This window comes from Streptomyces kunmingensis, from assembly GCF_039533535.1.
In the GTDB taxonomy this organism is placed as follows: Bacteria; Actinomycetota; Actinomycetes; order Streptomycetales; family Streptomycetaceae; genus Streptomyces; species Streptomyces kunmingensis.
In genome coordinates, this window is the sequence record NZ_BAAATS010000028.1 from 297,881 (window position 1) to 311,681 (window position 13,801).

General features: G+C 70.7%; 14 protein-coding genes. 6 read left to right on the forward strand and 8 right to left on the reverse strand.

Annotation, left to right across the window (positions count from 1 at the left end; translation table 11 throughout):
• Position 1: 1 nt before the first annotated feature.
• The 4 genes from ABD366_RS32295 to ABD366_RS32310 form a co-directional block, all read right to left on the reverse strand.
• Positions 2–1,207 (reverse strand): CaiB/BaiF CoA transferase family protein, encoded by a 1,206-nt coding sequence (locus tag ABD366_RS32295; protein ID WP_324770996.1) that lies wholly within the window; start codon positions 1,205–1,207, stop codon positions 2–4.
• Positions 1,204–1,974, reverse strand: a complete 771-nt coding sequence (locus ABD366_RS32300; protein WP_324770994.1) for an enoyl-CoA hydratase/isomerase family protein — start codon at positions 1,972–1,974, stop codon at positions 1,204–1,206. Before ABD366_RS32300 ends, ABD366_RS32295 begins: the two co-directional genes overlap by 4 nt.
• 61 nt (positions 1,975–2,035) lie before the next feature.
• Positions 2,036–2,977 carry a hydroxymethylglutaryl-CoA lyase gene (locus ABD366_RS32305; protein ID WP_324770993.1) on the reverse strand — a complete coding sequence of 314 codons (942 nt, stop codon included), beginning with the start codon at positions 2,975–2,977 and terminating at the stop codon, positions 2,036–2,038.
• 75 nt (positions 2,978–3,052) lie between these two features.
• Positions 3,053–3,538, reverse strand: coding sequence for a MarR family winged helix-turn-helix transcriptional regulator (locus tag ABD366_RS32310; protein ID WP_324770991.1), 486 nt, complete (start codon positions 3,536–3,538; stop codon positions 3,053–3,055).
• A gap of 122 nt (positions 3,539–3,660) precedes the next feature.
• Between ABD366_RS32310 and ABD366_RS32315 the strand changes: the two genes are divergently transcribed.
• Positions 3,661–5,016 (forward strand): MFS transporter, encoded by a 1,356-nt coding sequence (locus ABD366_RS32315; protein WP_324770990.1) that lies wholly within the window; start codon positions 3,661–3,663, stop codon positions 5,014–5,016.
• Between the two features lie 56 nt (positions 5,017–5,072).
• Positions 5,073–5,564, forward strand: a complete 492-nt coding sequence (locus tag ABD366_RS32320) for a hypothetical protein (RefSeq protein WP_324770989.1) — start codon at positions 5,073–5,075, stop codon at positions 5,562–5,564.
• Between the two features lie 3 nt (positions 5,565–5,567).
• On the opposite strand, the gene ABD366_RS32325 is transcribed toward ABD366_RS32320, so the two are convergent.
• Complete coding sequence (locus ABD366_RS32325) at positions 5,568–6,125, reverse strand: CGNR zinc finger domain-containing protein (RefSeq protein ID WP_324770988.1); 558 nt, start codon at positions 6,123–6,125, stop codon at positions 5,568–5,570.
• 82 nt (positions 6,126–6,207) lie between these two features.
• Between ABD366_RS32325 and ABD366_RS32330 the strand changes: the two genes are divergently transcribed.
• A complete protein-coding gene (locus ABD366_RS32330) occupies positions 6,208–7,404 on the forward strand; it encodes an epoxide hydrolase family protein (protein ID WP_324770986.1) in 1,197 nt (398 codons plus the stop codon).
• A gap of 54 nt (positions 7,405–7,458) precedes the next feature.
• On the opposite strand, the gene ABD366_RS32335 is transcribed toward ABD366_RS32330, so the two are convergent.
• Positions 7,459–8,799 (reverse strand): FG-GAP repeat domain-containing protein, encoded by a 1,341-nt coding sequence (locus tag ABD366_RS32335; RefSeq protein WP_324770985.1) that lies wholly within the window; start codon positions 8,797–8,799, stop codon positions 7,459–7,461.
• Positions 8,800–8,898: 99 nt separating this feature from the next.
• Positions 8,899–9,831 (reverse strand): LysR family transcriptional regulator, encoded by a 933-nt coding sequence (locus ABD366_RS32340; protein ID WP_324770984.1) that lies wholly within the window; start codon positions 9,829–9,831, stop codon positions 8,899–8,901.
• A 118-nt stretch (positions 9,832–9,949) separates the two neighbouring features.
• On the opposite strand from ABD366_RS32340, the gene ABD366_RS32345 reads away from it, so the two are divergent.
• Positions 9,950–10,795, forward strand: a complete 846-nt coding sequence (locus tag ABD366_RS32345; RefSeq protein ID WP_324770983.1) for an alpha/beta hydrolase — start codon at positions 9,950–9,952, stop codon at positions 10,793–10,795.
• Positions 10,796–10,868: 73 nt separating this feature from the next.
• Here the strand turns inward: ABD366_RS32345 and ABD366_RS32350 are convergent, their stop codons facing one another.
• Positions 10,869–11,786, reverse strand: coding sequence for a LysR family transcriptional regulator (locus tag ABD366_RS32350; RefSeq protein ID WP_324770982.1), 918 nt, complete (start codon positions 11,784–11,786; stop codon positions 10,869–10,871).
• A 205-nt stretch (positions 11,787–11,991) separates the two neighbouring features.
• Between ABD366_RS32350 and ABD366_RS32355 the strand changes: the two genes are divergently transcribed.
• Together ABD366_RS32355 and ABD366_RS32360 are read left to right on the forward strand one after the other, a co-directional pair.
• Positions 11,992–12,993, forward strand: a complete 1,002-nt coding sequence (locus tag ABD366_RS32355) for an ATP-binding cassette domain-containing protein (RefSeq protein WP_344442958.1) — start codon at positions 11,992–11,994, stop codon at positions 12,991–12,993.
• Positions 12,990–13,781, forward strand: a complete 792-nt coding sequence (locus ABD366_RS32360) for an ABC transporter permease (protein WP_324770979.1) — start codon at positions 12,990–12,992, stop codon at positions 13,779–13,781. The genes ABD366_RS32355 and ABD366_RS32360 overlap by 4 nt, the downstream gene beginning before the upstream one ends.
• Positions 13,782–13,801 lie beyond the last annotated feature (20 nt).

The following is a 13,801-nucleotide window of genomic DNA, read 5'->3' on the forward strand; positions in this document are numbered from 1 at the left end:
CTCAGATCACCCCCGCTTCGCGCAGCCCGTCGATCTCCTCGCCGTCGAGCCCGGCGAGATGGGTGAGGACGTCCTCGGTGTCGGCTCCGAGCAGCGGCGGGGCGCCGGCCGTGGGCGGGGCGCCGCCGGTCTCGCGCAGCGGGGTGCGCAGGGCGCGGAACGTGCCCTCGGTGGGGTGCTCGAACTCGGTGACGACGCCGCGGGCCTGTGCGTGCGGGTCGGCCAGCGCCTCGCGGACCCCGCGCACCGCGCCGGCCGGGACATCGGCGGCGAGCAGCTCCTTCAGCAGCGGGTCGCGGTCGCGTCGGGCGATGGCCGTGCGCAGGGCCGTCATGACGTCCTCGCGCCGGGCGACGCGTCCGGCGTTCTCCCGCAGTTCGGGGTCGGCGGCGAGGGCGTCGAGGCCGAGGACGGCGCACAGGGGCGCCCAGTGCTGGTCGCTGCCGCTGATGTGCAGCCAGCCGCCGTCGGCCGTCTCGAAGGCGGCGGACGGGACGCGGCCGGGGTGCTGGGTACCGGTGCGTACGGGGTCCTCGTCCAGGGCGAAGAGCCGGGCGGCGTTGAGTGCGTGCAGACTGAGCTGGACGTCCATCATCGAGACGTCGAAGTGGCCGCCCCGGCCGGTGACACCGCGCCCTGCGAGGCCGGTGAGTACGGCGATGGCGACCCACAGCCCTGAGGTCATGTCGGCGACCGGGATGCCGGTCTTGCTGGGCGGTCCGTCGGGTTCGCCGGTCATCGCCATCACGCCGGACAGCGCCTGGAAGACGGTGTCGTATCCCTTCCGGGTGCGGTCGGGGCCGCTCTGCCCGAAGCCGGTGGCCGATACGTAGACCAGGCGGGGGTTGTCGGCGGCGAGCGCGTCGTAGCCGAGGCCGAGCCGGTCCATGGCGCCGGGCAGGAAGTTCTCGACCACGACGTCGGCGCGGGCGGCGAGGCGGCGGGCGAGATCCTGGCCGCGGGGGTCCTTGAGGTCGAGGGTGACGGAGCGTTTGCCGCGGTTGAAGGCGAAGAAGTAGGCGCTCTCGCCGTGGGGCAGGCGGGGTTCGAAGCCGCGGGTCTCGTCGCCGCCGCCCGGCCGCTCCACCTTGACGACGGTGGCGCCGAGTTCGGCGAGGATCTGGGTGGCCATGGGGGCGGCGAGGACGCGCGAGAAGTCCAGGACGGTGATGCCCTCCAGCGGGCGGGGAGCGGGCTGCCCGGTCATCGGCGGAACCCCCGCATCAGCGCGTTGACGTCCTGTCCGGCCCGTACGGCGGCCTCGGTGGGCAGGTCGGCGACGCGGTAGAAGAGGTCCTTGGCCGCGTGGAGGGCGCGGGGTTCAACGGCCGCCCAGCGCTGGGCGATCTCCAGGGCGGCGCTCAGCACGTCGTCCGGTTCCATGACACGGTTGACCAGGCCGTGCTCCGCGGCCTCGGCGGCACTCAGCAGCCGGCCGGTGCTGACCAGTTCGAAGGCGAGCTTGCGGCCCAGGTGGCGCTGGAGCCCGGTCATCACCAGCGCGGGCACGATCGAGTGGCGCAGCTCGGGATAACCGAACTTCAGGTCCGTGCCCGCCACGGCCATGTCGGCGCCGATGGCAAGCCCGGCCCCGCCGCCCACCGCGGCGCCGCGTACCGCCGAGACGACCGGTGTGCCCATCTGCTGCATCTGCGTCTGGAGCCGGGCGGTGAGGGCTGCCCGTTCCAGTACGGCGTCCGGCCGGTCGGGGGTGAGTTCGGAGAACTCGTCGAGGTCGGCGCCCGCGCAGAAGGCCCGGCCGGCGCCGGTGAGGGCGACGGCGCGGACGTCGGGGTCCTTGTCGGCCGCGGCGAGTGCGTCGCTCAGGGCCCGCGTCAGGTCGGTGTTCAGCGCGTTGAGCTTGTCGGGGCGGTTCAGGGTCAGGACGCGGACGGGGCCGCGGTCCTCGACGAGCAGCACGTCGGCGGCCGGTTCGCTCGGGGCGGCCGGCTGTCCGCTGGTCGTGACGGTCACGAAGGGGTCTCCTCGGTCGGAGCGGGGTGGGGGAGTCGCGCCGGGGACGGCGGCGGGCGGGTCAGGGCGCGGTGGACGCGGCCCCTGCGCGGTCGAAGCCGGCCCGGGCCACCATGCTGTACAGCGGCCGGCCCAGTGCTTCCTCGCAGGCCCGGGAGGCGATGGCCAGGGCGTCGAGGTCGATGCCGGTCTCCACACCCATGGCGTCGAGGAGGCTGACCAGGTCCTCGGTGCAGACGTTGCCGGTCAGGCCGGCGCCGTAGCCGATCTGTGAGGGGTGACCGCCGACGCCGCCCAGGGCGCTGTCGAAGTGACGGCAGCCCGCCTCCAGGGCGGCGACCGCGTTGGCGATACCTGTGCCGCGCGTGTTGTGGAAGTGGGCGATGACCGGCAGCGCGGGATGGGCGCGCTCAAGACGGCGGAACAGCGCGGTGACGGTGCCGGGGGTGGCGACGCCGGTGGTGTCGCCCAGGGTGACGGCGTCCGCACCCAGTTCGACGAAGCGGGCTACGTCGTCGGCCACCCGGCCGGGGTCGACGTGTCCCTCGAAGGGGCAGCCGAAGGCGACGGACACCACGCCGATCAACCGGAACCGGCCGCCCGCCAGCTCCACCATCTCCGCCACCCGCTGCCACTGCTCCTCGCGGGTGGAGCGCAGATTGCGCTGCGTGTGGCTCTCGCTGGCGGAGACCAGCAGGCTCAGTTCCTCGGCGCCGGTGCCCCGGTCGAGATCGGCCAGGGCGCGCTGTACGGCCCTGGGGTTGGGGCAGGTCGCCTTGAAGGCCACGCCGGGGCGGTGGGCGATGCCCGCCAGCACGTCACTGGCGTCGGCGAAGGCGGGCACCCACCGCGGATGGCTGTAGCTCGTCGCCTCGATGCGGCGGAAGCCGGCCGCGGCGAACGAATCCAGCAGGCTGATCTTGGTGCCGGTCGGCACGAACCCTGGTTCGTGCTGGAGACCGTCCCGGGCAAAGCACTCGCAGATCGTGACCGTGTCGGTCATCGAGCCACCTCCTCGTGGATGACCCGACCAGAACTACCCCCCGAGTGTTGATAAAGTCAACACCTGGTCGGCGTCCTAGGCATCGTCGAGGCGCTCACGTTCCTCCCGCTCCATGGTCAGTGCGAGATCGGCCAGCTTCTCCAGCGCTCGCCCCAGCGCACCCGCCTCCTCCGGCGACAACGCGGCCGCGAAGACGTCGTCCCGCTCGTTGGCCGCCGCGATCAGGCCGCGGTACAGCACCACCCCGGCCTCCGTCAGGGCGAGTTGCCTGGTGCGGCCCGAGCCCTCGGTGCGGCCGACCAGGCCCCGCTCCACCAGTCCTCTGACCACCCGGCTCATCTGTGCCTTGTCCAGTCCGGCGCGGCGGGCCAGCCGGTTGAGGGTCAGTGTCGGATCGGCCGCGATCAGCGCGATCGTGCGCCACTCGCCGAGGCTGACGTCGAACTCGCGCCGGTAGCGCAGCGCCGCGCTGCGCGACAGCGCCGACGACGTGCGCGACAGTCTGTAGGACAACAGTTCGGAGATCGGGACGAGGTCTCCGCCATCCTCACGCTTCAGCATGAGGGTCATGCTATCGCCGGCGACTCTCTCCAAAGTGTTGACTTTATCAACAAGCGAGGTCGAGACTCGCACTGGCCGCGGTCTTTCGCGCCCCCCTCACTTCACGCAAGGAGTCGTACATCGTGGTCGACCCCTCCACCTCGACCGAGCTCTCGAAAACACCGCCGGCCGACACCTCGTCCATCGACCGTGCGGCGACCTACCGCACCATCGCCTGGCGCGTGATGCCGCTGCTCGTCATCTGTTACGTCGTCAGCTTCATCGACCGCACCAACATCGGCATCGCCGAGCAGGGTCTCGAACGCGACCTCGGCTTCGGCTCCGCCGTCTACGGCCTCGGGGTGACGCTGTTCTTCGTCGGCTTCATCGTCTTCGAGGTGCCGAGCGCGAGTCTGCTCGCCCGGTTCGGCGCCCGCCGGACCCTCGTGCGGATCATGGCGTCCTGGGGCGTCGTCACCGTCGCCACGGCGCTCGTCCAGAACGAGGTCACCTTCTACGTCGCCCGGTTCCTGCTCGGCGTCGCCGAGGCCGGCTTCTTCCCCGGGGCGCTGTACTTCCTGTCGTGCTGGTTCCCCTCCGCGCGGCGCACCCGCATGACCGCCGTGTTCTTCGCGGGCGTGCCCGTCTCCGGCGTGCTGGGTTCCCTGATGTCCGGCTGGATCATGCACGCCTTCGGCGGCGTGGCCGGGCTCGCCGACTGGCAGTGGCTGTTCATCGTGGAAGGCATTCCCCCGCTCCTGCTCGCCGTCGCCGTCCTCTACTGGCTCGTCGACCAGCCGGAGCAGGCCCGCTGGCTGTCGCCGGCCCAGAAGGCCGCCGTGCGAGCCGACCTGGTCGCCGACCAGCAACGCAAGACCGGCGAGGTCAAGAGCCACGGCGGCCTGCTGGCAGCGCTTCGCGACCCCAAGGTGTGGATCATCGGTCTGTGCGCCTGCGGCGCCTACACACTCGCCAACGCCGTGTCCTTCTGGACCCCGCGCATCATCGCCGACGCGGGCGTGGGCGACGTCCTGAACCTGGGCTTCTTCTCCGCTCTGCCGCCCCTGCTCGGCATCGTCGTCATGCAGATCGTGGGACGGCACTCCGACCGCACCCTGGAACGCCGCTGGCACGCCGCGCTGAGCTGGACGGTGGCGGCCTGCGCGATGGTGGCGCTCTCGCTGACGGACGGGAACGTCGTCGTGGCCATCGTCCTCCTGGCCGTCATGGCCGCCGCCCACTACTCCGGGCTCACCGTCTTCTACTCGATCCCCTCGATCTACTTCGGCGAGCGCGCCGCCGCCACCGGCATCGCATTCGTCACCTCGATGGGTTCGTTCGCCGCGGCCGCATCCCCGTCCCTGCTCGGCTTCATCCAGGCCGAGACCGGCAGCCTCGCCCTCGGGCTCCAGATCAGCGCCGCCGTCATCCTGCTCGCCGTGGCCCTGCTCCTCATCGGCGTCAAGACCCGCGACCTGCGAGAACAGCGCTCCGGGTGAGGACCGAAGCCGGACGACCCCGCTGGGATGACAGCTGCGGCATCTGCCCTCTCGGGGTGACCGACACCGGGTGCCGCCAGGGCCACCCGTATCTCCGCCTCGGCACGGTTCCAGCGCAGCCCACGCGGCAGCCCGAGCACGATCACCCCGGGCTCCTCGGCCGCCGCGCGCACCGCCTCCGGCAGTTCCTCGCCGGCGCGACGCTCACCCAGGGCGTGGTCAGCGTCGAGGACGGCGCCCACCGCGTGGTGGCGTACGCAGGTTGCGGTGACGAGGCCGACGGACTGCGCCGCCGCTCCATCCTCGGCCGCAGCCGCCCGGAGCCGTACCTGGCGCTGCTGCGGCGGCTGGGGGTCTACCAGCGCGTCCGGTCCGGCGAGGAGGTCGTCAGGGTCGCCGAGCAGCCGGAACCGGGCGCCCGGCGACGGCTGGTGATCGGCATCAACGCCGGGCGCCGGCCGCTCGGCATGAGCGGCATGGCCCTGCTCTCCCCGCTGTGCGTCCTGGCGCTGCCCGAGACCGAGGACCGCGACCTCGGCACCATCTGACGCTCAGGTGTTCCGGGCGGCGTTGAAGCGCGCCTTCTTCTGACGGTTCCCGCACGTGTTCATGTCGCACCATCTGCGGGTGCGGCTCTGGCTGGTGTCGAAGAAGGCGGCCCGGCAGGTCGGTGAGGCGCACAGGGCCAATCTGCCGTCTCGTTCGCCCGCGATGATGCTGATCGCGTCGGCGGCGATCACGCTGAGGGCATCCTCGACGCCAGAAGCCGAATGGAGCCGCCACCGCCGCTCGCCCTCGGGCGTCAGGACCGCCGCGGCCCGGCCCTGGGCGCTGAAGTCGTTGATGACGCGGACGGCCGATGCCGGAAGGACCTCCTGGAGCGCGGCTGCTGTCGCGGCTGCGTGGACCGACTCCCTCAGTTCGCGGGCGAGATCGAGCTGGGCCGCGGTGCAGGAGTCTACGGCGAGGCCGCTCACCGCCAGCCAGTCGACGAGTCGGTGCGGCGTGGGAATGCGCTCCACGGCGTCTCCATGACGCTCCGACAGAGTCCCCGTGAAGCTGGTCGCCAGCACCTTACCGAGACGGAAGTCGGGAAACTCAGCACGCATGGAACCACCTTAGCCGGTTGCGGCCCGGCTGAAGGAGCTGCTAGAACCGCCTTAGCCGGTTCCGCAATGGCCAGGAGGTCTCATGCCCCGTCCATCCAGCGACGTACAAGCCTTTGAAGCCCACGCATCCGACGCCGACCTCGACGATCTGCGCGCGCGACTGGCCGCGGCGCGGCTGCCGGAGGCCGAGACGGTCCATCGCGCCGCGCCCGGCCGGCGCCGGTGGGAGCAGGGCGTCCCTCTCGCCGACCTCGTCGAGGTCGTGCACTACTGGCGCACCGGGTACGACTGGCGGTCGTTCGAAGAGCGCCTCGACCGGATCGGCCAGTTCCGCACGACCATCGACGATCTGGGCATCCACTTCCTGCACCGACGGTCGGCGCGCGCGGACGCCACTCCTCTGCTCCTGAACCACGGCTGGCCGGACAGCATCGTGCGGTTCATCGATGTCGTGGACGAACTGGCGGATCCGGAAGAAGCGGACGCGCCGGCGTTCCACGTCGTGGTCCCGTCGCTCCCTGGCTTCGGTTACAGCGACAAGCCGACCACGACCGGGTGGGGGACCGAGAAGATCGCGGCAGCCTGGGTGGAGCTGATGGGAAGGCTCGGCTACGGCAAGTTCGCAGCCCACGGCGGCGACTGGGGAGGCAATATCACCACGGTTCTCGGTGGCAGGTTCCCGGCCCACGTTCTCGGCATCCACACCACCTTCGCGGAGGGGCCGCCCGGGTTGACCACGGACGGGCTGACGGAGGCCGAGCGCGAATGGGCCGAGGACACGCGCGCCTTCTGGAGCCACCGCGCGGCGTACGCGAAGCAGCAGGCGACCCGGCCGCAGACCATCGGCTACTCGCTCGTCGACTCACCGGTCGGCCTTCTTGCCTGGATCCTCGACAAGTTCGCCGAGTGGTCGGACACCGAGGACAGCCCGTTCGAAACGATCTCCATAGACAGAATCCTTGACGACGTCACCCTGTACTGGCTGACACGGACCGGCGCGTCGGCGGCCCGCATCTACTACGAGAGCCACAACTCGCTCGACCCCGAACTTCGGGTCGACGTCCCGTCGGCCCTCACCATGTATCCCCGCGACGTCGAGAAGTGTCCACGCCCCTGGGCGCAGGAACGGTACCGACAGATCGTCCGATGGAGCCTGCCCGAAAGAGGGGGACACTTCCCGTCGCTGGAGGTCCCCGAACTTTTCGTCAGGGACCTGCAAGAAGGCCTGGCGGCGGTGCTGGCCCCCGAGGCGCAGTCCCTTCCGGGAGACGGTCGGTGACCTCCGGCCCCGCCGACGGCCCAGGACTTCATAGCCGGGACGACGAGCACGTGCCTATGAAGCTTGGTCCTTGCCGGGGGCGAGCGGGAAGGATGCCTCGTCGCGGTCCGTGCCGTCGGTGATCCACCATCGGGACCCGCCGAAAAGGGCCAGTTCGGCGCGGCCGTCGCGGTCCCAGTCGTCGACGGCCATGAGCGCGCCGTCGGCGGGGCCGTCGTCACCCGGCACGGAGCGCTTGGTGGCGCGCCAGGGCTTCGACCCGAGCCCGTGTTCGGAGCCGCCCCGCAGCACCTCGAACCGCGCGTCCCCAGCCTCCTTCTTCTTGGTGAGCTGTACGGCCAGGTCGTCGCAGCCGTCGCCGTTGAAGTCGCCGGCGGCGAGCCGGCTGCCGAAGCCCTCCTTCGGGTCGCCGCCCTCGATGGTGACCCACTTGCCCGGCTCCTTCCCGTAACGGACGCTGACCTGGCCGCGCCGGTCGGGTGTGTCGACCTCGTCGTAGCTGTCGACGAAGCTCCGGCCGACGGCGACGTCGTGGCGCCCGTCGCCGTCGAAGTCACCGAAGACGATGTTCTCGCCCTCCGGCAGCCGCTCGGGCTCCTCGCTCAGGCCGCTGCGGGTACGGGCGCCGCCGGTGAACAGCAGGGGCGGATCGTACGGGGAGTCGTAGATGGCGAGATCGGTGGCGCGGTCGTCGTTCGCGTCCCCGGCGGCCAGCATGGGTGCCGCGCCCTCACTGACCGGGCTGGGGATCTCCGCGGTCCGGGCGGGGGCGCCGGACCGCTTGAACGGTCCGTGGAGAACAACTACCGCCTGGTCCTCGCTCGAGTCCCTGTAGGCCGCGAGGTCGGTGTGGCCGTCCCCGTCGAAATCGCCGGCGATCGGCGCGGTCTGATATCCGTCGCCCGGCAGACGGACGCGCCCGTGCGGCCCGTCGGCCTGCGGGCCCTTGGCGCCTCCCCACACGATCTGGGCCGCGCTGCTGACGACGAGGTCGGCGTGGCCGTCCTCGTCCAGGTCGGCGACCGTGGGCTGCCACCCCTCGTCGCTCACCTGGATGTCGTCCGGCACACCGAGGTCGTCCTGGGTGAGGACGGTCGTGCGGTCGTGGTCCGGGCCCTGCTCGGAGCCGGGCACGACGACCACATCGACCTTCGACGACCCGGAGATCTCGTGCACCAGATCGGCGGAGCCGTCCCCGTCGAGGTCGGAGGTCGCGGGCGGGTCCTCGCGCGCCGAATCGACCGCCCGGCAGGGGCTGCCGGGCACCGGGCGCGCGCCGTCGGACGGGAGGAGAACGAGGAACGCCACCACCGCCACCACTACGAGGAAGGCCGGTACGGCGTGCCACATGCGCAGGTGGCGGACGAACGGACCGCCTGCTGTCGGAAAGTGCATCAGCCCACTTCACGGGCGTGGACGCGGCCCGCACAAGGAAGTGGATCATTTTGTTACGGGGGTGATGCACGGCAGGCGGCCGGGACGACCGGCCCCGCATCAGGCAGGGGGCCGGAGCCGGTCGTCGAGCGCGGCGCCGACATCGGGGCAGTTCTTCCGAATGGTGTCGAGGAAGGCGCTCAGCACGGGGGAGTGGTCGCGGGCGGCGAAGGACAGCACGAGATCGGGCAGCGGCGTGCGCGGCGTCACCTCGCAGAACCACGCTCCCGGACGCGGGGCCGCCTTCATGCGGGACGGTCCGAGGCCGATGCCCACGCCGGAGGCGGCGAGGCCGATGATCGTGTGGACGTCCCGCGCGACGGTCGCGCCGCCGAGGGCCGATGAGTCCGCGCCGAGCAGAATCCGCAGTCCGGCGACGACGGCGGGCTCGTCCTCACCCGCCGACACGATCAAGGGCTGCCGTCGCAACTGGTCGACGCTCACAGCCGGTTGACCCGCGTAGGGGTGCGCGGTGCTCACCACGGCGATGACGTGGTCGTGCCCGATCGGGACGGAGACGAGATGCTCGGCCCCGGCACCCCGTGGCGGGCCGAGGGTGATGGCCACGTCCAGTTCCCCGGCGACGAGAGCCGTGCTGCTGCGGCTGGTCGACATCTCGTGCAACTCGAGGCGTACGTCGGGCCGTTCGCGGCCGAACCGGCGCAGGACGTCGGGCAGCGGGTCGAGCAGTGCCGAGGCGATGAAGCCGAGGCGCAGCCGGCCCGTCTCGCCGCGCGCGGCCCGGCCCGCGTCGACCGAGGCCGCCGCGATCTCGTCGAGGGCCCGGCGCGCCCGTGCGAGAAACGCCTCGCCGGCGGCGGTCGGGAACACCCCCTGACGGGTGCGGTCGAACAGCCGGGCCCCGACCTCGCGCTCCAGGTCGGCGATCTGCTTGGACAGCGGAGGCTGGGCGATGCCCAGCGCGGTGGCCGCCCGGCCGAAGTGTGCGTGCTCGGCGAGAGCAACCGCGTACCGCAGATGCCGCGCTTCCACGTGCTGCCCTCCATCTCATCGTCGCCTTGCCGCATTTGGCGATACCTCAAAGATATTGCCATTCCACTTGCCAGATCTATGAGTGGATGGCGCTGTGGTTCCTGACTGGAATGGGGCCATGAAGAACGCATCTCCGACTGGCACCGTCTTCGTCTTCGTGCACGGGGCCTGGCACGGCTCCGGACAGTGGGCGGCGACGCAGCGCGCGCTGGCCGGCCTCGGCGCCGCGAGCGTGGCCGTCGACCTGCCGGGGCACGGTTTCGACGCACCTCTGCCCACCGGTTACCTGCTGCCCGGCCAGCCCGGCCTGCTGACCGAGAAGTCGCGGCTCGCCACTGTGACGATGGACGACTGCGCCGAAGCAGTAATGAGCGTCCTGCTCCAGGTGCGCCATCACCGCACTGTCGTGCTCGTCGCGCACAGCGCGGGCGGCGGTCCCGCGTCCCTGGCCGCGGAGCGGGCGCCCGAGTTGGTGGACCGGATCGTCTATCTGTCCGCGTTTGTCCCTGGCGGGCGCCAACGGTTCTTCGACTACTTGGGCTCACCCGAGAACGCCATCGCGCTGGGCCGGAACCTGAACCTCGGAGACTCCGCGGCCCTGGGCGCCGTACGGATCAATCCGCTCTCAACGGATCCCGCCTACCTCGACGAACTGCGCGAGACCCACTACCACGACACTCCCGTGGACCGCTTCGACCGGTGGCGGTCCGCGCTGAGCCCCGATCTTCCACTGGCGATCCCGACGTCCCCGGTCACGCTGACCGCAGCACGGTGGGGACGGGTCCCGCGAACCTTCCTGCGCTGCGCCGAGGACCGGGCGCTGGCACCGGCCGCCCAGGACCTGATGATCGCGGAGGCCGACCGGGCCTTTCCCCACAACCAGTTCACCGTACGTACCCTGCCCGGCAGCCACAGCCCTTTCGCCGCCAGGCCGGGCGAGCTCGCCGCTGCTCTCGCCTCATGAGCGGCTCTCGCCTCGTAGGCGGGGAGGCCGGCTGACGCTGGGTCTCTCCGGCCGGTGCCGCGGCCGGCCTTGTCTACTTCGCACCCGCCGCGGGTCCGGGCGGTTGGAGAGGGCCACCTGCGTCGAGCATGGCCTGGACGAACGCGCGTACATGCGGTGTGTTTCCTGAGGCAGGCCACGTCAGGCCGTACTGCACGGGCGGGGCGTCACGGAAGGGCACGTAGACGATGTCCGGGCGGGAGTAGTAGCGCGCTGCCCGGAGAGACGTGGGGGAGACTCCCTTTCCCGCGCCGACCAGGGCCAGCACATCCTGCCAGGCTGTGGCGGACGGTCCGCGGGGAATGGTGCGCCCCGAAGGGGTGCGGTGCGGATAGTGCAGGTCGAGGAAGTACTGAGGCTGGTTGGTGACCGCGATCAGGGGGACTTCGGCCAGGTCCTCCAGAGAGACGGTGCTGCGCTCGGCGAACGGTTGGGCGGCGGGCACCATGAGTGCGCGGGGCTCGGTGAAGAGCACGGGGCCGTTGACGATGTCGGGCTCGTCGATCGGCAACTCGGTCAGCTGGAGGTCACAGTTGCCGTCACGCAAGGGCGTGAGAGGGTCATCCATCTGGAAGTTCAGAAACCTGATCGTGCTGTGCGGGTGACGGGTCCGGAAGGTGTCGGCGGCCGTCACGACCAGGTTCCCGCACCAAGCGGCCGAGTAGCCGACGCGGAGTTCGCCGGTGAAGGTTCTGCCCGCTGCGGCTGCGGCGGCCAGGCTTTCCTGGATCTGCTGATAGCCGGTGGACAAGCCCTCTTTCAGCTGAACGCCGATCGACGTCAGTTGCACGCTGCGGCTGGTCCGTTTGAAAAGCTCGGCACCAAGGGCGCGTTCCTGCTTCTTGACGGCCTGGCTGACACGGGCCGGAGTGACATGCAGGCGGTCTGCCGTACGGCCGAAATGCAGCTCCTCGGCCAGCACCAGAAAGATCTCTATCTCCCGCAGCTCCATGCGTTCCCCCGGCATCGGCATTCCGTCGACTGTTAACTCGCAGGTTAACTGTCGCGGCCCAACCTGTCGTTGATCGGCCGTCAGGCCTCGCCGATCCTTGGGTGAGGTCAGCAACGGCGAGAGGGTGCGCGGGGAAAGCGCTCCGTGCACCGGGCCGAGCCCGCCCCGCCCCCGCAGCCACGTCCGCTCATATCGGGAGATCCCCATGCCTTCATCTGTCATGTCCACTACCAAAGCGACCGGTGGCCTCGCTGCGCCGGCCGCCGTCTCTGCCGTCGGTCTGCACAAGGCATACGGTGACAAGACCGTCCTCGGCGGCATAGATCTGCACGTCCCGGCCGGGTCCGTGTTCGCACTGCTCGGCCCGAACGGTGCGGGCAAGACCACCGCCGTGAAGATCCTCTCCACGCTCGTCACCGCCGACGCCGGCGACCTGCACGTCGGCGGGCACGACCTGGCCACCGACCCACAGGCGGCCCGTGCGGCGATCGGTGTCACCGGCCAGTTCTCCGCCGTCGACGGGCTGATCACTGGCGAGGAGAACATGCTTCTCATGGCGGACCTGCACCATCTGTCCAAGAGCGAGGGCAAGCGCGCCGCCGCCGAACTCCTGGAGCGGTTCGACCTGGTGGACGCCTCGAAGAAGCCCGCGTCCACCTACTCCGGCGGCATGAAGCGCCGCCTGGACATCGCCATGACCCTGGTCGGCCGCCCACGGATCATCTTCCTGGACGAGCCGACCACCGGCCTCGACCCGCGCAGCCGCCACAACATGTGGGGCATCATCCGCGAACTCGTCACCGACGGCGTCACCGTCTTCCTCACCACCCAGTACCTGGAGGAGGCCGACGAACTCGCCGACCGCATCGCGGTGTTGAACGAGGGCAGGATCGCCGCCGAGGGCACCGCCGAGGAACTCAAGCGGATGATCCCCGGCGGACACGTCCGGCTCCGCTTCACCGACCCGGCCGCCTACCAGGCGGCCGCCCGCGACCTGCGCGAGGCCACCCGGGACGACGAAACCCTGGCCCTGCAGATCCCCAGCGACGGCAGCCAGCGCGAACTGCGCTCCATCCTGGACTGGCTGGACGCGGCCGGGATCGAGGCCGACGAACTCACCGTGCACACCCCCGACCTCGACGACGTCTTCTTCGCCCTCACCGGCCCCTCCCGCCTCGCCGACCAGACCCAGGAGAACGTCCGATGAGTGCCCTGTCCCTCGCCGTGCGCGACTCGAACACGATGCTGCGCCGCAACCTCCTGCACGCCCTGCGCTATCCGTCCGGCACCTTGAACCTGCTGCTTGCACCGATCATGTTGCTGCTGCTCTTCGTCTACATCTTCGGTGACGTGATGAGCACGGGCATCGGCGGCCGAGGAGCCGACCGCTCCGACTACATCGCCTACATCGTCCCCGGCATCCTGCTGATGACCATCGGCTCCACCGTGATCGGAGCCGCCGTACACATCTCCATGGACATGAGCGAGGGCCTCATCGCCCGCTTCCGCACCATGGACATCCACCGCGGCTCGATGGTCATCGGACATGTCGTCGGCAGCGTGTTGCAGTGCCTGGCCAGTGTGGTCCTGGTCGGCGCCGTCGCCCTGGCCATCGGCTTCCGAGCCACCGACGCCACACCCCTGGAGTGGCTGGCCGCCTTCGGGCTGCTCGTGCTGTTCTCCCTGGCCTTCACCTGGATCGCGGTCGGCATCGGTATGGCCAGCCCGAACGCCGAAGCGGCCGCCAACAGCGCACAACCCCTGATCCTCCTGCCGCTCATCTCCAGCGCCTTCATCCCGGCGGGCACCATGCCGGGCTGGTTCCGGCCGATTGCCGAGTACCAGCCCTTCACACCCGCCATCGAGACCCTGCGCGGCCTGCTGCTGGGCACCGAGATCGGCAACAACGGGTGGATCGCCCTGGCCTGGTGTCTCGGCCTGACGGCGCTCGGCTACCGCTGGTCGATGGCCCAGTTCAACCGCGATCCGAAATAGCGACACAGCCTGCCCGTTCG